This is a genomic window from Pantoea sp. SYBGC1, from assembly GCF_057197005.1.
Genome location: NZ_JBXUNM010000005.1, coordinates 47972 through 67657 on the forward strand (window position 1 = coordinate 47972; position 19686 = coordinate 67657).

17 protein-coding genes and 1 pseudogene are annotated in these 19686 nt (G+C 56.1%); 7 read left to right on the forward strand and 11 right to left on the reverse strand.

Features of this window, described 5'->3' with window-relative positions; genetic code table 11:
- Positions 1-2: 2 nt before the first annotated feature.
- Positions 3-1631, reverse strand: coding sequence for a GMC family oxidoreductase (locus tag AC2CF9_RS10835; RefSeq protein ID WP_484556953.1), 1629 nt, complete (start codon positions 1629-1631; stop codon positions 3-5).
- Positions 1632-1648: 17 nt separating this feature from the next.
- Positions 1649-2188, reverse strand: a complete 540-nt coding sequence (locus tag AC2CF9_RS10840) for a sugar dehydrogenase complex small subunit (protein WP_484556954.1) — start codon at positions 2186-2188, stop codon at positions 1649-1651.
- Between the two features lie 514 nt (positions 2189-2702).
- On the opposite strand from AC2CF9_RS10840, the gene AC2CF9_RS10845 reads away from it, so the two are divergent.
- Positions 2703-3275 carry a DUF1349 domain-containing protein gene (locus tag AC2CF9_RS10845; RefSeq protein ID WP_484556955.1) on the forward strand — a complete coding sequence of 191 codons (573 nt, stop codon included), beginning with the start codon at positions 2703-2705 and terminating at the stop codon, positions 3273-3275.
- 137 nt (positions 3276-3412) lie between these two features.
- Here AC2CF9_RS10845 and AC2CF9_RS10850 read toward each other — a convergent pair whose 3' ends face one another.
- Entirely contained in the window at positions 3413-4048 is a 636-nt protein-coding gene (locus AC2CF9_RS10850) for a TetR/AcrR family transcriptional regulator (protein ID WP_484556956.1), read from the reverse strand.
- A gap of 233 nt (positions 4049-4281) precedes the next feature.
- Here AC2CF9_RS10850 and AC2CF9_RS10855 point away from each other — a divergent pair, with 233 nt between their 5' ends.
- The 5 genes and pseudogenes from AC2CF9_RS10855 to AC2CF9_RS10875 form a co-directional block, all read left to right on the forward strand.
- Positions 4282-5433: a Gfo/Idh/MocA family protein gene (locus AC2CF9_RS10855; protein WP_484556957.1), complete on the forward strand. Its 1152-nt coding sequence runs from the start codon at positions 4282-4284 to the stop codon at positions 5431-5433.
- 11 nt (positions 5434-5444) lie between these two features.
- Positions 5445-6278, forward strand: coding sequence for a sugar phosphate isomerase/epimerase family protein (locus AC2CF9_RS10860; protein WP_484556958.1), 834 nt, complete (start codon positions 5445-5447; stop codon positions 6276-6278).
- 68 nt (positions 6279-6346) lie between these two features.
- Positions 6347-7588, forward strand: a complete 1242-nt coding sequence (locus AC2CF9_RS10865; protein ID WP_484556959.1) for an MFS transporter — start codon at positions 6347-6349, stop codon at positions 7586-7588.
- A 15-nt stretch (positions 7589-7603) separates the two neighbouring features.
- Complete coding sequence (locus tag AC2CF9_RS10870; protein ID WP_484556960.1) at positions 7604-8773, forward strand: dihydrodipicolinate synthase family protein; 1170 nt, start codon at positions 7604-7606, stop codon at positions 8771-8773.
- Between the two features lie 3 nt (positions 8774-8776).
- Positions 8777-9521: pseudogene (locus AC2CF9_RS10875) on the forward strand (Rpn family recombination-promoting nuclease/putative transposase); the annotation flags it as partial.
- 409 nt (positions 9522-9930) lie between these two features.
- On the opposite strand, the gene AC2CF9_RS10880 reads toward AC2CF9_RS10875, so the two are convergent.
- Genes AC2CF9_RS10880 through AC2CF9_RS10905 form a run of 6 tightly spaced genes read right to left on the reverse strand, consistent with a single transcriptional unit; the run spans position 9931 to position 17493 of the window.
- Positions 9931-11172, reverse strand: a complete 1242-nt coding sequence (locus AC2CF9_RS10880) for a M20 family metallopeptidase (RefSeq protein WP_484556961.1) — start codon at positions 11170-11172, stop codon at positions 9931-9933.
- A gap of 10 nt (positions 11173-11182) precedes the next feature.
- Positions 11183-12820, reverse strand: a complete 1638-nt coding sequence (locus AC2CF9_RS10885; RefSeq protein ID WP_484556962.1) for a dipeptide ABC transporter ATP-binding protein — start codon at positions 12818-12820, stop codon at positions 11183-11185.
- Complete coding sequence (locus AC2CF9_RS10890; RefSeq protein ID WP_484556963.1) at positions 12817-13647, reverse strand: ABC transporter permease; 831 nt, start codon at positions 13645-13647, stop codon at positions 12817-12819. Before AC2CF9_RS10890 ends, AC2CF9_RS10885 begins: the two co-directional genes overlap by 4 nt.
- Positions 13640-14587 (reverse strand): ABC transporter permease, encoded by a 948-nt coding sequence (locus AC2CF9_RS10895; RefSeq protein WP_484556964.1) that lies wholly within the window; start codon positions 14585-14587, stop codon positions 13640-13642. The genes AC2CF9_RS10890 and AC2CF9_RS10895 overlap by 8 nt, the downstream gene beginning before the upstream one ends.
- Before the next feature lie 9 nt (positions 14588-14596).
- Positions 14597-16195, reverse strand: a complete 1599-nt coding sequence (locus AC2CF9_RS10900) for an ABC transporter substrate-binding protein (RefSeq protein ID WP_484556965.1) — start codon at positions 16193-16195, stop codon at positions 14597-14599.
- Positions 16196-16212: 17 nt separating this feature from the next.
- A complete protein-coding gene (locus AC2CF9_RS10905) occupies positions 16213-17493 on the reverse strand; it encodes a M20 family metallopeptidase (protein ID WP_484556966.1) in 1281 nt (426 codons plus the stop codon).
- 79 nt (positions 17494-17572) lie between these two features.
- Here AC2CF9_RS10905 and AC2CF9_RS10910 point away from each other — a divergent pair, with 79 nt between their 5' ends.
- A complete protein-coding gene (locus AC2CF9_RS10910) occupies positions 17573-18343 on the forward strand; it encodes a GntR family transcriptional regulator (protein ID WP_484556967.1) in 771 nt (256 codons plus the stop codon).
- 295 nt (positions 18344-18638) lie between these two features.
- On the opposite strand, the gene AC2CF9_RS10915 is transcribed toward AC2CF9_RS10910, so the two are convergent.
- Together AC2CF9_RS10915 and AC2CF9_RS10920 are read right to left on the reverse strand one after the other, a co-directional pair.
- A complete protein-coding gene (locus AC2CF9_RS10915; protein ID WP_484556968.1) occupies positions 18639-19076 on the reverse strand; it encodes a hypothetical protein in 438 nt (145 codons plus the stop codon).
- A 69-nt stretch (positions 19077-19145) separates the two neighbouring features.
- Positions 19146-19628, reverse strand: a complete 483-nt coding sequence (locus tag AC2CF9_RS10920) for a hypothetical protein (protein WP_484556969.1) — start codon at positions 19626-19628, stop codon at positions 19146-19148.
- Between the last annotated feature and the right edge of the window lie 58 nt (positions 19629-19686).

Genomic DNA, 19686 nt, shown 5'->3' on the forward strand with positions numbered 1-19686 from the left:
CCTTACGCCTCCTGTGCCTGTCTGACAATGGCGTCCGCTGCTTTAAACGCCAGAGCCACCATGGTCAGCGTACTGTTGCCGCAGGCGGTACTCGCCATAGCCCCGCCGCCCGGTAAAAACAGATTAGGGTGATCGTGCGCGCGGCAGTCGGCATCCACGACCGAGTTTGCCGGATCGTGGCCCATGATGGTGCCGCCCATGATGTGTTTACTCTGGTTAAACTGTTTAGAGAACGATTTGTGCGTGGTCCCCATTGCTTCAGCGATGCGATGGGCAATCGGCATCGAATAGACGGCCAGCGATCGCCGTACGTACTCACCGACATCATAATGGATCGCCGGCTTAGGCAGGCCGAGCCAGTCTTTTTTGTCGCTGAGCGTCAGGCGATTGCTGGCGTCCGGCAGAATTTCGTGTGCCAGCACGATGTCAGCGGTACAAGCGGTCATACGCCGGATCTCTTCATCCAGCGCGTTACCCACCAGACCTTTTTCCAGCGCGGCAAAGGTCACAAAGCGATTGCGGGCAAAATTATTGAAGCGGAAGTAGGCGCCGGCGTGTTCGGCGCGGAAATCCCCTTGTGAGGTTTCCATGATACCGCTATTCACAACCGGGCCCACGCCCGCCCAGTAAGGCTCTTCGAGCGTCACCGTCATGGTGATTTGCGGGTGATCCATCATATTGCGTCCGACCTGGTCGGAGCGGTTGGCGATGCCGTTTGGGTTACGGGCGTCTGCTGACATCAGTAAGAGCTTAGGCGTTTCCAGACCATTACAGGCGATGATAAAGAGTTTGCCGCTGACGCGATGGCTCTGCCGGTGCTTGTCGAAATAGTGCACCGCGTTGATGTGGTTTTGCGGGTTGGTTTCGATGCGCCACACTACCGCATTGTCAAGGATCGTGGCGCCCTTGGCTTCCAGCCGCGACAGTGCCGTGGCGCCGTCATATTTGGCGCCCACCGGACAGACCGGCACGCAGTTGTTGTTGCCGCAGCAGGCCGGACGATCGTCATAGGACGTGCCGCTGTTGCGGGCCTGTGCGGTAGGGATATTGTGCAGCCCGAGTTTGTCGCGTACCACCTCGGTAAAGCGCGCCTCACCAGGCCCAAACGGCAGCGCCGGCATCGGATAGGGCTTTGAACGCTGGGGTGGCCACTGCAGGGCCGGATCGTCAGGCCCGCAGATCCCTAACTGGTATTCCGCGCGCGTGTAATAGGGCTCGAGCGTCGCGTAATCAAACGCCCAGTCGCGTCCGACGCCGTAACGGGAGTGCAGCTGCATATCCGCCGGCGTCAGACGCCAGCAGGTGCCTGCCCAGTGCCAGGTCGAGCCGCCCGCATAGCGCACATAGCTTTGCGCATAGGAATCGGGCCCGCTGAGCTGCAGATAACCTTTGCCCGCGCCTGCCGGTTCCGGATGCGGTGCCCACTCGCGCGAGGGATAACACTCAATCGGATTGCCTTTGGCGGCCAGCGGCAGGTTACGGTAATTTTCAACAATGTCGGCCCGCGTCACGCGCGGGCCCGCTTCCAGCATCAATACCGGAATGCCGGCATCAAGCAGTTGCTCAGCGATAACGACACCGACTACGCCGGTGCCAACGATCACTACAGGTGACTGAGAGGCGTCTGCCATGTTAATCACTTTTCAGGTCAGAATTGGGGAACGGGAAGGACCGGCGTATTCGCACGCTGCCAGTTGTTGGGACCACTGATGCCATAGGAGGGAATGGTGATCGTGTCCTGCGTAAGACGCCACGTCAGCGCCTGTTCAAAAGCAAAGCTTTTGGCTGAGCGCGTGGGGGCCAGGCTGCCGGTGTACCAGCCAAAGATGATTTGCCGGGCGAGATCCTGTACCGGCCCGGCCGGAATGGCCGGAAAGAAGTCTTCTACCACCTCTGCCTCGTGCGCCCGGGCAATAGCCAGCAGCTGGTTGAGGTGTTCTGCCAGAGAGGGGTGCTCCGCTTCCAGCAGCGCCAGCATGCGTTGCCCGACCACGTTGTCGAGGTCGTGATTGACCAGAAGACGGGAGAGTTGCATAAACGGAATAAACTGCAGTGACGAGTCAGCAAAGGCGAAACGCGGCAGGGCCGACGTCAGCAGGCCCCCTGCCATGATCACCGCGCCGGACAGCAGGATTTGCCGGCGTGACAGATGCACCTCGCCCGGAGGCAGGTTGTGTGAATGACGCATGATATATCCCTGTTAAACGAGACTGCTCAACAAACTCATCGGCCGGTAATGAAAATCAGCGCTGCTCCCTGCAGGTGACAATTACCCAGCGTGATATATTTATGTTGCTTATAGTTACTATGTTTACCATTATATTAAATAGTTCTTAAACAAAACCCATACAAAATTAACATTTACCCTGCAACAGGCAGGCAGCTCAGGCCGGATAGCCGGCCAAGCGTCTGCCTGAAACGTCTCCCCTGCCCTGCAGAAGGATTTTTGGGCCCCTTAAGAAAAATGACTGACAGGATGAACTCACCTGTGTGCTGGGATGCGACAGTGATTCCTGTGACAAACGGGTGATGACATGCGGTTTTCAGAGTGCATGCATTGTGTGACAGATGAGTCTGCTCAACCGGATTGCCCCGTACCGGCATAGCACGACAAAGCGTATTCTGTAAGGTGTTGTATTGAGGATTTCAACATCCCCGTTAGTCGCATCCTGCGATGATCTACAGCCGATTCAGGAGGCATTATGTTTGAGTCTTTTGTCTGGATAAATGAGCCTGCAACGTGGCAGTGTCAGAACGGCACGCTTCAGGTGAGCACCGACCATAAAACGGATTTCTGGCGCAAAACCTGGTACGAATTTGAACGCTTTTCAGGCCATGTCTTTGCTACCGAGGTAGAGGGTGATTTTACGTTCCAGCTTAAGATCTGCGCAGACTTTACCACGCTGTACGATCAGGCCGGACTGATGCTGATATCGGATGAACAGCACTGGTTAAAAGCGGGGATCGAATACAACGACGGCGCGCCCGCCATTGGCAGCGTTCTGACGCTCGGTTATTCAGACTGGGCCACGGGAATATTTCCCGGCGATGCCCGGGCGTTCTGGCTGAGACTCACGCGTAAAGGCGAGAGCGTGAGGCTGCAATATTCAGCCGATGGCCAGACCTGGCCTTTGATGCGCCTGAGCGCGTTTCCACAGGGGCCGGTCAGGATCGGCACAATGTGCTGTACGCCAGAGCGAGCAGATCTGAATGTCGTATTTCAGGACATTCGCTTAACAGCACCACTGGATAAGGCACTGCATGATTTGAGCTGATGCAACATGGCCGACCAGTTAAGGTGCAGCCTATCCGACGGACTCTTTATGGCTAACCCAAAGCTGCCTGCGTGATGGCTATTAAGCCCTGATACATCGGACAGATCAGGTATGGCGGCGTACGCCTGGTACCGGCGTCAGGGTTTGATCCAGGCCGCAATGCACTCTTTCATCACGCGCAGTCGTTCATCCAGTGCCGCTTTCTGGCTGAGGTCGGTTTGATACAGAATGCCCAGCGTTGACTGGTTAATGAGATAGAAAAACCCCAGTGCAGAGATATTGATATTCAGCTGCATGGCGTCGATGTTTCCGCGTACCGTGCCCTCACGGCTGCCGCGCGCCAGCAGATCCTGGGTAATGCTGAGCCAGCTTCGGTTGATTTCCACGGTAGACATTGACGCTTTCAGATGCCGAGCCTTGAGCTGATTTTCGCTGTTGAGCAGCCGAATGAATTCGGGATTTTGCAGGTAATAGTGCCAGGTGAACTCCACCAGCTTTAGTATCGCTTCATTGGCAGGACAGGCATCCAGTGAGAGAGCCGCTTCATGCTTTCGGATATCCCGGTAGGCATCTTCGAGTACGCGCGTGAACAGCACGTCTTTATTCGTAAAGTAGTAATAAATGAGCTGTTTGTTTGCCTGTGCCCGCTCAGCAATACGATCCACGCGCGCACCGTCAAAGCCTTTCTCGGCAAACTCTGTACGCGCAGCCTGCAGAATGCGCTGCTGCTTGTCCGCGGTATCCACAGTGTTTTTTTCTTTCCTGACGGCCAAAGCGCGCTCCTTGTTTGTGTGTTTTACACCGTATAGCGATCAGTTTATCAGGAAATCCTGCTCAGGAACTATTTTCAACTAACTGGTTGGTTATGTGAATTTGATCAACTTCAGAATGTATTTGCACTTCTATAGTGATGTTCTCAACCAGTTAGTTGAATCGCGATTTTCGATGTCTGCTCGTGAGCCTACTTGCAGCGGCAGACAATCTGATTTTCCAAGGAGACAAGCGAATGGCACTCATCCCTGTAGGTATCATCATGCATGGCGTCACCGGCCGTATGGGCAAGAATCAGCATTTGATCCGTTCCATCGTTGAAATCCGCAGGCAAGGCGGTGTGATGCTGGAGAATGGCGATCGCCTGATGCCCGATCCGATACTGATTGGTCGCAATGCAGAGAAAATAGCCGCGCTGGCCAACGAATTTGGCATTGAGCGCTGGGGCACGGATATTGATGAGGCCTTAGCGAATCCCGCTGACATCATCTTCTTTGATGCCGCCACCACGCAGGCGCGGCCCGGGTTGCTGAAAAAAGCCATTGCCCGGGGCAAGCATGTCTACAGTGAAAAACCCGTAGCCCTTGGGCTTGATGAGGCGCTGGAACTCTATCATTTCGCCACAGAAAAAGGCGTTTGCCATGGGGTGGTACAGGACAAACTCTGGCTGCCCGGGTTGCAAAAACTCCAGATGCTGAATAAGGCCGGTTTTTTTGGTGAGGTATTATCAGTACGCGGTGAATTCGGCTACTGGGTATTTGAAGGCGACCTGCAGCCGACGCAGCGCCCCTCCTGGAACTATCGTAGTGAAGAGGGCGGCGGCATTATCCTGGATATGATTTGCCACTGGCGCTATGTCATCGACAACCTGTTTGGCGAAATCAAAAGCCTGAGCTGCATCGGGGCCACCCATATTCCGCAGCGCTGGAACGAGCAGCATCAGCCCTATCAGGCCACCGCAGATGATGCGGTTTACGCCACATTTGAACTGCATAATGGCGCCATCGTACAGATTAACAGCTCATGGTGTGTGCGGGTGCGCCGGGATGATTTAGTGACCTTTCAGGTCGACGGCGTGAACGGCTCCGCGGTGGCCGGCCTGACGGACTGCGTCACGCAAAGCCGGGTCAATACCCCTAAGCCGGTGTGGAACCCGGACGTGCGCCAGACCCATAATTTCTTTGACGACTGGACACCTGTCCCGGACACCCAGACCTATGACAATGCCTTCAAGGTGCAGTGGGAGCTGTTTTTGCGTCACGTCTGGGGTGAAGGCGATTACCGCTGGGGGCTGCTGGAGGGAGCAAAAGGTCTGCAGCTGGTTGATCTGGCGTTGAAAAGCTGGAAAGAACGTCGCTGGGTTGATGTGCCTTCACTGGAACGCTAAGGAGATGCACCATGCCAACACCCCATCCCCACATGCTGTCGCTCAATACGGCCACGGTTCGCCAGCAGTGGAACCTGCGCCAAATCATTGAAGGCTGTGCCCGGCACGACATCCGCGGCATCTCGCCCTGGCGGGATCAGGTTGCTGAACTGGGCCTGCAGCAGGCTGCACAGCTGATACGCCAGCACGATCTCAGCGTGACCGGCTATTGTCGCGGCGGCATGTTTCCTGCGGCAGATGCCAGAGCGCGGCAACAGAAGCTGGAGGACAACTACCGTGCCGTTGATGAGGCACTTGAGCTCAAGGCCCGGTGTCTCGTACTGGTCGTGGGCGGGCTGGTGCCCGGCTCCCGGGATCTGAACGGTGCCCGGCAGCAGGTGCACGACGGGCTCAGCGCCCTGCTTGAGTATGCCCGACCGCGCGGCATGCCGCTGGCTATTGAGCCGCTCCACCCGATGTATGCCGCCGATCGCGCCTGTGTTAACAGCCTTAAACAGGCCAACGATCTCTGCGACGCTCTGGGGGACCAGGGACTGGGCATTGCGGTCGATGTTTACCATACCTGGTGGGACGCTGACTTTGCGCAGGAAGTGCAGCGCGCGGGTGCGCATCGGCTGCTGGCCTTTCACATTTGCGACTGGCTGAGTCCGACACAGGATCTGCTGGAAGATCGCGGCATGATGGGCGACGGCGTGATTGATATTCGCGGCCTGCGCCAGCTAGTGGAGCAGCAGGGTTATCAGGGATTTCACGAAGTTGAGATTTTTTCGCGCCACAACTGGTGGCAGCGGGATCCTGACGAGGTGCTGCGCGTCTGCAAAGCCCGTCATCAGGAATACTGTTAAGGCTCAGATCCGTATCTGACAGAGCTGAAAAGCTGTTTTCGTCGGTCACATGTTATGTCGAGGAAAATATGAACACAGATACCCGAAAAATGATTCTGGTCACCGTGCTGTGCGGGCTGGGCTACATGATGTACTCGGTTGATCGCATGACCGTCTCCTCTGCCATTGGCCTTATTGCCACGGAATTCGGACTGGGTAAAGGCGAAAGCGGCATTTTACTCTCCTCTTTTTTCTTTGGTTTTATCTTCTTCCTGTTCATCTCTGGCATTATCGCAGACAAGTTAAGCGGCAAGCCGGTGCTGATCCTGGGTCTGATGATGTTTTCGCTGGCTACCATCTTCACCGGCGTGGCAGGCAGCCTGACCAGTCTTATCTTCTATCGCGTGATGACCGGCATCGGTGAGGGCATTTTCTGGCCCGCCGCCTCGCTGGAAGTGGCTAACGTCACCAACGAAAAACAGCGCACGACCGTGATGTCGCTCTACTGGATGGGTTATCCCATTGGCGGGTTTTTGGGGACATGGATGGGCGCGATGCTTGGCCCGGTGTTTGGCTGGCGCGTGGTGTTCTATGTGGCCGGGGCCATGGGCGTTGTCGTCGCCATTCTCTATGCCGTTCTGGTGAAAAACGATCGTAAACCCGCTGATTTAGCGGCGCGACAGGCCGCCAGTAAAGTGCCGCTGCGCACGCTGTTTCGTCACGTGCCAGTACTCCTGATGGCCACCTACTATTTTGTGCTGCTGGCGGGCTGGTGGATCGTGCTGCTGTGGGCGCCCAGCTATCTGATGCAGGTCAAAAACCTCTCCATCGGCACCGCCGGCACAATTGCCAGCCTACTGGGTATTACCGGGGCGCTGGGCGGCTTTGTGCTGGGCCGCTACTGCGACAAAGGGGACTTTATTCGCCGTCGTAACTTGCTGATGGCCATTACCGGCGCCAGCGGGCTTCTGATGGCGGCCATGGCCATTAATCTGTCGGTTCCGCTGGTGATTGTGCTGGTGCTCCTGCTGGGCTTTCTCGGCTATCCCATCACGCCTATTGTTCTGTCGGTTACCGCTGAGCTGGTGCCACCGTCACTGCGCGGATCGGCCATTGGGTTTGTCATGAACACCGGAATGGCAGCCGGCGGCATCTCGCCTATTGTCGCTGGCTATTTTGCCCAGCACTACACGCTGCAACCCGTCTGGCTGATCGCCGCCGCCGTGATCCTGTGCAGTGGCCTTGTGCTGCTGGGCGTCCGCAAATTGCCGATAACGGCAGACCATTCTCAGGCAGATCCGCTGCTGTGTGGTCACATGGTGAAGCATTAACACGAGGGAAAGACAATGACAGTCAGCAATAAAGTGCGTTTACTTGATCCTCAGGGGCAGCCCTACAGTTATCTCGTAAAAGGCGAACGCAGCTGGAGTGTACCGCTTAAGCCTCAGTTCAATCGTGACGCCTTTGCCGCCGCGCATGTCGTGGTCGATCCGACCCGCACACAGCATCCGACCCTGGACAGAGCAATTGACTGGGACGCGACACTTGAATACCGACGCCACCTGATGACGCTGGGTTTTGGCATTGCAGAGGCCATGGATACCGCACAGCGCGGGATGGGGCTTGACTGGCCCGGCAGCTTGGAACTGATTCAGCGCAGTGTTGAGCAAGCAAAACACATTCCAGGCGCAAGGATTGCCAGCGGGGCGGGCACCGATCATCTCACTGATTATTCCGGTCTGACCCTGAACGATGTGATCAATGCTTACGAGCAGCAGATTTCCGACATTGAAGACTGTGGTGGCCGCATCATTCTGATGGCAAGCCGGGCGCTCGCCGCCATTGCCCGGGGGCCGGAGGATTACATACAGGTGTATGACAAGGTGCTGAAACAGGTGCGGCAGCCGGTGATATTGCATTGGCTGGGAGAGATGTTCGATCCTGCACTGCGCGGGTATTGGGGGAGCAACGAGGTGCATAACGCAATGGAAGTCTGCCTGGCCGTTATTCGCAGCAACGAAGCGCACATCGACGGCATTAAAATTTCCCTGCTGGACAAGGCGCGTGAAATAGCGATGCGTCGCCAGCTACCGGCATCGGTAAAAATGTACACCGGGGATGATTTCAACTACCCCGAGCTGATCGCGGGTGACCGTCATGGATTTTCCCACGCCTTGCTGGGAATTCTGGATGGCATCGCACCTGCGGCAGCGGCGGCGCTGACTGCGCTGGCGCAGGGCAATGCGCCGCGTTACCACGCGATTCTGGCGCCAACCGTTCCCCTCGCCCGGCATATCTTCACGGCTCCCACGCAATACTATAAGTCCGGCATCGTGTTTCTGGCCTGGCTTAACGGCCACCAACAGCATTTTACGCTGCTTGGCGGCATGCAGAGCGCGCGCAGCATTGCACACTACAGTGAAATATTCCGGCTCGCTGATGAGGCAGGCTTGCTGGAGAATGTGGATGTCGCCTCAGAGAGAATGTGGCAACTGGGAAGGGTGCATGGTATTTAACGTCTCTCCGCGCTAAAAACCCAAAAAGGTGATGGCTACGTCCAGGTTCTGATTGAGCTTAAAACTCTCCGGACAGACATATGGATTTTCGTCTGATACGTTATGTCGTGGCGGCAATGCAATGCCATCTTGATGGCGGACATAAAGCTTTGCCGCCTGTTATTCCGGAATTGTTTTATCAGGGTAAGCGCAGTCCCTATCTTTACAGCATCAACTGACTGCAACTTTTCAGTGAATCGGAGATAGCTACGACATTCTATAGTAGCGGATTTCTGTTAATGGATGTCACTACAATCCCTGATGAAGAAATCATGCAACACCGGAGCTTGGCAGCGCTGACCTTACTACAGAAGCACATACACCAGCGCGATATCGCCACGCTGACCGACCGGCTGGCCACTTGCTGATGGTGGACACTCTTTCTTCATATCAGGTGACAGTGCTGATACACTTTTTACTGCAGGCAGGAGAGTCGGCCGACTCTGAAGCCTTCGTTCGCGAACTGGCACAGCATGTGCCGCAACACGGAGATGCACTCATGACCATCGCACAGCAGCTCGAGCAGAAGGGCATTGAGAAAGGACGCATGGAAGGACGCCAGGAGGGGATTCAGCTTGGCGAGCAGCGAGGCATTCGCGCAGCAAGCCTGAAAATTGCGCGAGCCATGCTACAGAATGGCTTCGACCAGAATATGGTTATGCAGATGACCGGCCTGACTGAAGATGATCTGGCGCAAATCCGGTACTGACTGCTTCGCAGATCATTCTTACTTATCGCCAGGCCGTCAGATTTAGCCTCATCTCTGCTTTGCTGGCCGGATCTCTCTTTTTATCGCAGATGATACTGCCGGTCCGCCATATTGGGCTTTCAGTAATCAGCCTCCATTTATCGGGATTCAGCCCGCCATAACGGCTTGTTCATCGTCTGATTCAGAGCCGCATTGCTGTATATCTGTATGTAACCTGTTCTCTGCACCAGATATCCACTATAGAGAGTAAAGTCGCTTTTCGGGGTCCGCTGAAAAGAGCTTTTGCCGCGCCGATTTGCCGTTTGTTGTTGTTTTATCAGCCTTTTTGGCACTCAGCCCATAAAGCCCTGAAGGCTCACTGACGCCCCTCTTCCCTCTACAGTGGTCAGTCGCGCAGCTTCCTGCGCAGTCATATATCCCGCTTCACTGGCTGTTCATCCTGCTGGCAGATATCCAGAATGGCGAGCAGATAGATGCGTACCATATCAAGATACTCGCTTATCTCAACGCGCTCGTCAGGCATGGTGTTGTACTTTCCGCCGGGTCCGCAGACGATACCTTCCATGCCCGCATGCTGATAAAAGTGTGCTGCATCGGTACCGTAAAAAGCGGGTGGTGTGATCGCCCCGGTGGGCTGATCGGTGCCGCGTACGGTTTTCCAGGCGCGGTTTACCGCCTGCACAATCGGTGACGCCGGTGAAACTTCAAAAGGCAGCATGGTGGGTTTGTCGCGGATACCGTCATCAAACAGCTCCGCTTTCAGGCCTGGATACTGCTGACAGAGCCTGTCGAGCAGCGCCTGAAGATCGGCCAGCACGCCTTCAACGGTCTGGCCGGGTGCAAAACGCGCCGATCCTTTCAGACGGACAAAATCAGCAACCTGCGGCGGACGCCACTCCTCCAGCTCTCGCCCCAGCGCACCGTGCACCGTACCGATATGGCCGCGATTAATTTTCCGATGTTCGTCGCTTTTAGCGCCGCTGAAAATCATGCCGTTGATTTGCGGAATCAGTTCAACTGCGGCGCTGATAGCATCGACCGCCTCTTCCCGCTTTGAAAGGTGACGCGTATTACCGGTTAGCTCAATGGTAAACATCAGCGAACCGGCATGCATGGTTAACGCCTGTAAATCGGTGGGTTCAGCATTGATAAAGTAGTCAGCGCGCACGCCCTGCTCTATGGCTGCCAGCGTTCCTATCCCGCCCTGTAACTCGCCCACAACATACGTGAGGATCACATCTCCTTTGAGTTTTACGCCAGCATCAATGAGCGTCTTCAGCGCGCAGAAATAGGCGGCATCGCCTGCTTTCATGTTGGAAACACCGATACCGTAAATGAACCGATCGTCAATTTTGCCGGCCCAGGGATCGACGGTCCAGCCTTCGGTAACCGGGTTGGTGTCAAGATGCCCGTTAAACAGCAGGCTGTGACCGCCGCCGCTGCCTGCCAGACGCCCAATCGCATTAAGACGATCGCCCGGCACCTTCTGCAGCTCTGTTTCCAGCCCGAGCTGCGACATCTGTTCAGCCATAAAGCTTGCCAGCGCGCGTTCGCCGTCGGTGGCACTGTAGCTTTTGTGCTGCACCATTTTGGCCAGGAAAGAGAGACAAAACGCGCGATCGATATGATGGATTAACTGTTCAGGATTCATGTGCTTCTCATTAAGCGACGGACGGAGACAAATCGGGAATATGCACAGCGTCAAGGAGCGCACGCGTATAAGGGTGTTGCGCCAGTGACGACATATTCCCGCCGGGCAAAACATCGACCAGATCGCCGCGATACATCACCGCCACGCGGTGGGCAATCTGACGGATCAGGTTGAGATCGTGGGTAATAAACAGATAGGCCGTGCCATAGCGACGGCGTAGCGTCAGCAGCAACTCAATGATGGTGGCCTGCACTGATACGTCGAGCGCAGCGGTGATCTCATCGCAAATCACCAGGTCCGGGGGATTGGCAAAGGCGCGTGCAATGGCCACGCGCTGTTTCTGTCCGCCCGAAAGCGCATGGGGATAGCGAGTGGCAAACTCCGCCGGCAGACGCACCTCTTCAAGCAAACGTGCTACCGCCTGCGCTTCCGTTTCGCCAGGCGGCAAGCCGTACAGACGAAGCGGACGCGCAACTATCTCACCGATGGTCATACGGGGGTTGAGTGAGGCATCAGGATGCTGAAATATCATCTGTACGCGGCGGCGATACGCTTTGTCCATCTGCGCAGGGCCCTGCATTCCCGAACCACAGAAATTTAACTCGCCGTGAAACGGCACAAGTCCGGTAATGGCTCTGCCCAGAGAAGATTTTCCGGAACCCGATTCGCCGACCACACCCAGAATTTCCCCCTGATGCACGGTCAGCGACACCGCATTTGCGGCGCGGGTGGTATTGGCCTCGCGCTTCAGCAGGCGATCGATAAAGCCGTGTTGGCCATAATGGATGGTGAGGTTATTCAGCGTCAGCAGCGGCTGCGTGCCCGCAGCATCCGCGATCAGCCGGTGCTGTGGATTCGGCACCGCCGCGATAAGCCGGCGGGTATAACTGTGCTGCGGCGCGGTAAAGAGCGTTTGTGTCTCTGCCTGCTCGACGATACGGCCTTTTTCCAGTACGCAGACGCGGTCGGCCACTTTTGTCACCAGTGCCAGATCGTGCGAGATATAGAGCGATGCCACGCCCGTCTCCTCGCGCAGGCGTTCATAGAGATCGAGAATTTGTGCGGAACTGATCACATCCAGGGCCGTGGTTGGCTCATCAAAAATCATACAGGCTGGCTGACAGGCAAACGCGGTGGCAATCAGGATGCGCTGTTTCTCCCCGCCCGAAACCTGATGCGGGTAGCGTCGCATCATACGTGCCGGGTGTTTGAGTTCTACATCATGCAGCAGGGATTCAGCCAGCTCCTGCGCTTCACGGGCGCTCAGCCTGCGGTGGCGCCGGAGCACTTCTGTGACCTGCTCGCCCAGTGTTAACGTCGGGTTAAGCGATGCGCCCGGATCCTGAAAGATCATGCCGAGCTTCGCCCCACGCAGCGCCATCAGTGCCGGCGCCGCTAAATTCAGAAGGCTGTCACCATTAAGACGGATATCCCCGCTTTTCTCCTGCGCGTTGTTCGCCAGCCAGCGCATGATTGCCCAGCCAAGGGTGGTTTTCCCGGAGCCGGATTCCCCTACCAGCCCCAGCACTTCACCGGGCATTACCTGTAAATTGATATCACGCAGTACGGGCAGCGCCTGCCCGTTTGTGAGCCGGTAATCGAGGCTGTAATTTTCTACCGACAGCACCGGTGCAGTTTGTACAATCATCCGTGGCTCCGTGGGTTGAGAACATCACGCAGGCCGTCGCCCAGTAAGTTAAAGCCAATGGCCACCAGTGCAATTGCCAGGCCTGGAATCAGCATCATCCACGGCGCGCTGAAGAAGTAGGTTCGCGCTTCTGACACCATTAAGCCCCACTCCGGTTCAGGCGGTTGGGCGCCTAAACCGAGAAAACTCAGGGTGGCAAACAGCATGATGGCAAATGCCACGCGGATGGTGGCCTCAACAATGATCGGTGCCAGAATATTTGGCAGCATCTCGCGCAGGATGATGTAGTGGGCTGCTTCGCCGCGGGCGATAGCCGCATTAATGTAGTCCTGCTGACGCGCAGCCAGCGCCACGCTGCGTGAAATGCGCACCATACCGGGTACAAAGGCGATGGTAATAGCGAGCACCGCATTCATGCTGCTCTGCCCCAGCGTGCTGACAATCAGCAGCGCGAACAGCAGACTCGGGATAGCCATAACGGCATCCATGGTACGCATCATAAATTCGTCGATTTTGCCGCCCAGATAAGCACTTGCCGTACCCAGCACCGAGCCAATGACCATGGCGAGTGCGGTCGCCAGCAGAGAGAGCAAAATCGTAGAGCGCGCGCCCACCAGCACCCGGCTAAAGATATCGCGCCCCATCTGATCGGTACCAAACCAGTGTTCTGCGCCTGGCGGCTTGTAACGTGTCAGTATGGAGATGGACTCGGGATCAAAGGGCGCGACGTGTGCGCCGCCGGCCACCATCAGTAATGTCAGCAGGATGATCAGCACGCCCGCTGCGCCCTGCGGTGAACGCAGTAAACGTTTTAAAATGTCAGGCATAGGAAATCCGCTTATCCAGAATGACGTAGGCCAGATCGGCAAGAAAGTTAACCACCGAATAGGTTGCGGCAAGGATCATGACGCCAGCCTGAATCACCGGCAGGTCACGCGCCTGTACGGCAACGATCAGCTCCCGACCGATGCCGGGGATGGCAAAAATCTCTTCCACAACCACAATACCGCCCAGCAGGTAGCCCACATCCAGCGCCACAATGGTAATGGTAGGCAACAGACCGTTACGCAGCGCGTGACGCCAGAGGATACGCCGGCGCGACAGGCCTTTCAGCCAGGCGGCACGGATGTAATCGGTATGCAGCACGTCCACCATTTCTGAACGCACCATGCGCGAGACGTGCGCCACCAGAATCAGTGCTACTGTGACCGAAGGCAGGATCAGGTGCTGTATCCCGCTGACAAAATCCTCACTCAGCGGCACGTAGCCTGTGGCGGGCAGAACCTGCCAGACGTCCGCAAACAGCAGCAGCACCAGCGTCGCCGTCACAAACTCCGGAAACGAGATCCCCGCATAGGAAATCACGCTCACCAACACATCGGCGGTTTTTCCGCGTCGTACGGCTGCCCAGATGCCGAGCGGAATGGCAACGATCAGCATGAGTATCAGCGCGCAGGCCGCCAGCAGCAGCGATCGCGACAGCGCCGTCAGCAGTGCGGGCGCCACCTCCAGTCCGTTGCGCATGGAGACACCAAAATTGCCCTGCAGCGCCTGTGTCAGCCAGTGCCAGTACTGCAGCCAGGCCGGCGCATCCAGCCCCAGGCGCTCACGCACTGCCGCCAGCGCTTCGGGCGTGGCATTCTGCCCCAGCAAGGTCACTGCCGCATCCGCCGGCAGCAGCTGGGTGATACCAAACACCAGCAGCGACACCACCAGCAGGGTGTAGATCATCAGCAGAAGGCGTTTAAGCAGATAGCTTGCGGTCACGGTCTCTCCTTACACGCTGCGTACGGGCGCGTTGCCGGTAAGCCAGACGTGGTCCAGACGGAACACCGCGCCGCGGGGATGCAGGTGGTAGCCCGCGACGTAGTCGCGACTTGCCGCCAGCAAATCAAAGAAGGTGGGGATCACCGAAGGCACCTCGTCATGCATGAGCTGCTGCGCGTTGGCATACAGCGTGCTGCGCTGAGCCTCATCGCGGGTTTCTCTCGCTGCCTTGATCGCGCGGTCAAAGTCAGCGTTGTTCCAGCGGGTTTCGTTCCATGCGGCAGTTGAGGTATAGAGCAGCGAAAACACGGCATCCGGGGTGGGCTGCATATTGTAGAAACCCACGTAGAAGTTGCCCTTTTTCCACACCTGATCGAGATAGGTGCTGTGCGCCATGGTTTGCACCTTGATGCGAAAGCCGCCAAGCCTCGCCATTTCACGCAGCGCAATGCCCAGCTGTGTGCGCGTCGCAGGTTTATCTGAGGCGATGAGAGTGATATCGAGCCCCTCAGGATAACCGGCTTCTGCCAGCAGGGCCTTGGCTTTACTGTAATCCACGGCCTTGCGGACCAAATCAGCGTAAAAGGGATAAGCGGCATTAATGGGCGTATCGTTGCCGGGGGCGCCCAGCCCATCCGCAACAAAATCCACAGAGGCCTGTCTGTCCACGCACAGCGCCAGCGCCTGGCGTACGCGCGCATCGTTAAAGGGTTTCTGATCGCAGCCCATGTTCACGTTCAAAAACTGCCCTGACGCCACCCGCAGTGGCAGTACGCCGGATGATTTAGAGAGGCGGGCAAACTCACTGGATTGCGCGCCCAGCATCAGATCGGTATCCCCGGAGATCAACGCAGAACTCTCTGCAATCCCATCGGGATAGACCACCACTTCAACGCCGTCGAGATAGGGGCGCGCCGGGTCGTAATAGTGCGGGTTACGCTTCACCACAATTTTGCGTTCAGGATCGTATGACACCAGCTGGAACGGACCCGCGCCCAGTGAACGCTTACTGAGCTGGTCCATCTGGCCCTGAGCAATACTGGCGGGAATGATTTTAGCGTCCGGATAGGCGAGCATCACTGGCAGGTCAGCGTAGGGCGAATCGGTTTCAATCAGTACGGTGCTGGCATCGCCGGCGCTGACGGTCTTGATGGGGCCAATATTATGCAGCGCAGGTGACGCGTTCTTCGGGTCGAGCAGCGCCAGGAGGCTGGCGACCACGTCTGCAGAGGTGAGTGCCGTGCCATCGCTGAATTTCAAATCGGGGCGCAACGTAAAGGTCCACTGCATGAGATCGGCACTGGCTTGCCACGACTGCGCCAGGTCCGATTCTGCCTTCATGTCCTGCGTCAGGCGCGTCAGCCCGCTGTAGAGCAGCTCTGCCACCAGATACTCCGGATTAACACGTACCTGATGCGGGTTGATCACGCTGACGGCCTGGTCAACGCTGATACGCAGCACGCCTCCCCTGCGCGGTGAGCCGCCGGGGGTGGCGCTCGCTACCGGCGCGGCGCGGGCAGAGAAAGGGCCGGTGAGCACTGCTGCCCCCGTCAGTACCGCAGAACCGGCGATGAACTGCCGGCGATTGACTGCTTTTATTGCGCACATGTCTTCTTCCTCGCGATTTAACTACCCTGGGTTGGCTGAAAATCACTGGCGAGATACGCCAGAATGGACTGCGAAAGAGCGATGAGATCGGTCATCGTGGTAAACTCATCGGCGGCATGAATCCGGTTGTCGGGGCGCGCTAAGCCGCCCAGCAAAATCTCCTGAATACCTGCCTGCTGAACCCACCCCATGTCCGAGCTGGTGGATGATCCCCACGGTTTGAAAGCGTCATCAGCAAAGCCAAACCCCTGGCTCAGCGCCGCCTGCCAGCGTGGCCAGTGCGGCCCATACGGATCAGCTACCGGAGCCAGATGCCCAATCAGCTGCACGGAGACATCCAGCGCGCAGCTCTCCGCCATGGCCTGACTGATACACGAGGTAAGTTCCTGCCAGACTGCGTCAAACGCCTCTTCGGGCGCATAGCGGCGATTAATCAGCAGTTCAAACCGCTCAGGGATGGTGGAGCCTTTGCTGCCGCCGTGTACCGCGGCGAGCGTCAGCAGTGATGTGAGCGGTTTGCCTTCATAGTGCGGGGGCGGCGGCATAGCAGACGTGCGCTGCTCAACCTGCCCTTTCAGCTGATACAGCGCGTTCATCAGCGGAAGCGCGGCTTCAATGGCATTGATGCCCGCGAGTGGATCGCCGGAGTGGGCGGACCGCCCGCGCACAATCACTTTGAGGTCAATGCTGCCAAAGCATCCGGCCCAGATGCGCGGTACCGCCCCGCCGTTGAAGCTCAGCAGATGCCCTGAGAAAAGCTGCTTCTCAGCCAGATAACGAATGCCCGGATAGAGGCCTCCCTCTTCATCGGTGCACAGCAGAAATACCGGATTAAAGCGCAGTGGCAGGCCGCAGGCCTGCGCTGCGCGGATAGCGGCCATGGCGGCCACGATGGTGCCTTTCATATCGGCCGCTCCGCGACCATACAGCTTGCCTTCGGCCTCTGTCAGCGCCAGCGGCGGAAAACGCCAGCCATCACCTGCAGGGACGGTGTCAGTATGAAAATAGAGATTACAGTTTTCAGCTGCCCCGCAGTTGAGCGTCGCCAGCAGATTCACACGCTCACCCTGTGCACTGCCGTCAGGAGCCTGCCAGAGCGCTTCCGGGACAGACACGCGCTGAAAATCAAACTGCAGTGGCGCGAGCATCTGCGTCAGCAGGTCTGCAAACGCCTCATAACCGCTGCCCGGCGGAAAACAGGTATCCACGGCAAGCATGCGTTGCAGATCGTCGGTAATCTGCGCGGTATCCCGGGTAATAGTCTCTAACGCATTGTTAAAACGATTATTTTTATCCACAGGGCGATTACCTGTTGTATTACTATATAGTTTATAGATAATGCAATTTATCAACACGGGTCAACCGGTAATCGCAGCTATGCAAAAAAACTATGACGCAGGTAACACCGCACCGTTTATGCGGCTGAATGCAGGCGAAGGTGCTCCGCTGCATGACGTGATTAAGCGCCACATCAGTGAGTCCATCCTGCAGGGAGAGCTGCCGGCCGGCACGATTCTGCCCAGCGAAAGCAGCCTGGCGCATAAGTTTGGTGTGTCGGTGGGCACGATGCGCAAAGCGTTAAGTGCACTTACCACGGAAGGCATGCTGATGCGCCGGCGCAAAACCGGTACGGTGGTCACGGGCTGGGCCCCGCTGCACAACCTGAGCCACTTCTTCCAGTACTTTCGTCTGCACGATAAAACCGGCGGTCTACTGCTCTCTGAAACTATCTTGCTGGATTATCAGGAAAGCATGGCCACCGCTAAGGAAGCCGGGAAACTGCAGATTGCGGCGGGTGACAAGGTTTACCGCTTGAAGCGCCTGCGGCGGGTCAGTGGTATTGCGGCGATGCATGAGACGCTGATTCTGCCCGCGAACCGTTTGCCTGCGTTTCCTGCAGCAGACCAGCTGCCTCCCCTGCTCTACCGGTATCTGTTTGAGCAGTTCGATATTCGTCTGGCCGCAGTACGCGAGCAGATCACGGCATCTCTGGCTAATGAAGAGGATGCTACCCTGCTTGAGCTGACGCTCCCACAGGCCGTGATGGTAATAGATGAAGTCTCCTTCGATCAGAGCGCCATCCCCGTGATTCTGGCGCATCACCGCTACAGTACTGAGCATTTCATGTATGTGAATGAGATCAGATAATTGATGAGCGATCCCGTGTGTTCATTACCACACTCTACTTTTTGATGCATGGCACAATGCAGCAGCACATCTTAAAGCCGTGATGCACGGTCATATTAAGCAGACTGCACTTTTCACACTGATGCTTCACAATGGCGTAGCGGGATGGATTCAAATCCGGAAAGTCCTGCCCGGGAAAGAATTCACCGTTAGCGCGGCTACAGGTAACCTAACCAGATGGCTGATAACTACAGAACTGGAAAACTGGCTGTGTAATGAGCTGCCTGAAGTCTCGCAAATCTAAACCCGAATGCCTTCAGGCTTCAAGGCGATGATAAAAATCAATGACGCTTTTCAAATCAGTGCGCCATTCAGATATTTTTATACCCTCTTCATTATGAGTGGTGCGAGGCTCCACAAACTTATTTATCTGCTCAACGGTAAAGCCACGGCACTCATCTAAAAAAACCATATTATTGTGCAGGTAGACATCCATACCGTCAAAATATAAAACCCAGGTAAATATGAAATTAGTTTGCTCAGGTTCATACATTGAGACCGCTAATGCTGCATGATCTTTCCTGGCCAGACCTTCTCTGAGCGATGCCAGCCATGCCTTTTTATAATCGTCTGCACTCCAGTAAGAGAGTGGCAGATACAGTGATTCTGTGTAATTATCAATAACAATTGATGCTGGCTGAACCCACTCACCCTCAAAAACTATCTGTTCGCCATCGAGTGTTATCTCAAACATTCCCTAGACCTTATTATGGATTGGTTTGCTATCAAAATTTATATTTTGGAGGTTTAAACGCGAACTTCATTAAGTCCCTCTCCATGGCACCGTTACGCCAATAAATGTATGCGTGCAACAACGACACGTCACCGGAATATCTTCGGCTGTTATCTGCGGATCGACCTGTCGCAATAATCCCCTCTCATCAATAAACAAACCCGGATAAAAGCTGAAATCCCCACAGCACACGATGTCTCGTTGCTGATGTTCATGCTGAGCAACCATCCAGAAAATTGGATCCGATCGATCCAGACGTTTTACGGCTTCGCTAAAGACCCTATCCCAACGTTGTCCAATTTTACTCAGCAGAAAATGGAACAACGGCGAATAATCGCGACCACGATGCTGCTTACCATGCATCGATGCCCATAGAGGTAAATCTTCTTCGGACGTTCTCTTTTTGTTTCTCTCCCAGCGATAATCTCCGCCGGGGTTATTCGAGTGATGACGCGTCGTTGTGTTTTGGCTGCGGTAAAGCTTGCGGGATTTGTTCACTTTCTTAACATGCACAATCTAAAATCCTTACCCGGTATTTTGAAGAGCCACCGAATCCAATATCACGATAAGG

Bases quoted from the DNA above. Each gene is read 5' to 3' on its own strand.
- AC2CF9_RS10835 (WP_484556953.1), bottom strand. From the start codon at position 1,631: ATGGCAGACGCCTCTCAGTCACCTGTAGTGATCGTTGGCACCGGCGTA.
- AC2CF9_RS10840 (WP_484556954.1), bottom strand. From the start codon at position 2,188: ATGCGTCATTCACACAACCTGCCTCCGGGCGAGGTGCATCTGTCACGC.
- AC2CF9_RS10845 (WP_484556955.1), top strand. From the start codon at position 2,703: ATGTTTGAGTCTTTTGTCTGGATAAATGAGCCTGCAACGTGGCAGTGT.
- AC2CF9_RS10855 (WP_484556957.1), top strand. From the start codon at position 4,282: ATGGCACTCATCCCTGTAGGTATCATCATGCATGGCGTCACCGGCCGT.
- AC2CF9_RS10860 (WP_484556958.1), top strand. From the start codon at position 5,445: ATGCCAACACCCCATCCCCACATGCTGTCGCTCAATACGGCCACGGTT.
- AC2CF9_RS10865 (WP_484556959.1), top strand. From the start codon at position 6,347: ATGAACACAGATACCCGAAAAATGATTCTGGTCACCGTGCTGTGCGGG.
- AC2CF9_RS10870 (WP_484556960.1), top strand. From the start codon at position 7,604: ATGACAGTCAGCAATAAAGTGCGTTTACTTGATCCTCAGGGGCAGCCC.
- AC2CF9_RS10880 (WP_484556961.1), bottom strand. From the start codon at position 11,172: ATGAATCCTGAACAGTTAATCCATCATATCGATCGCGCGTTTTGTCTC.
- AC2CF9_RS10885 (WP_484556962.1), bottom strand. From the start codon at position 12,820: ATGATTGTACAAACTGCACCGGTGCTGTCGGTAGAAAATTACAGCCTC.
- AC2CF9_RS10890 (WP_484556963.1), bottom strand. From the start codon at position 13,647: ATGCCTGACATTTTAAAACGTTTACTGCGTTCACCGCAGGGCGCAGCG.
- AC2CF9_RS10900 (WP_484556965.1), bottom strand. From the start codon at position 16,195: ATGTGCGCAATAAAAGCAGTCAATCGCCGGCAGTTCATCGCCGGTTCT.
- AC2CF9_RS10910 (WP_484556967.1), top strand. From the start codon at position 17,573: ATGCAAAAAAACTATGACGCAGGTAACACCGCACCGTTTATGCGGCTG.
- AC2CF9_RS10915 (WP_484556968.1), bottom strand. From the start codon at position 19,076: ATGTTTGAGATAACACTCGATGGCGAACAGATAGTTTTTGAGGGTGAG.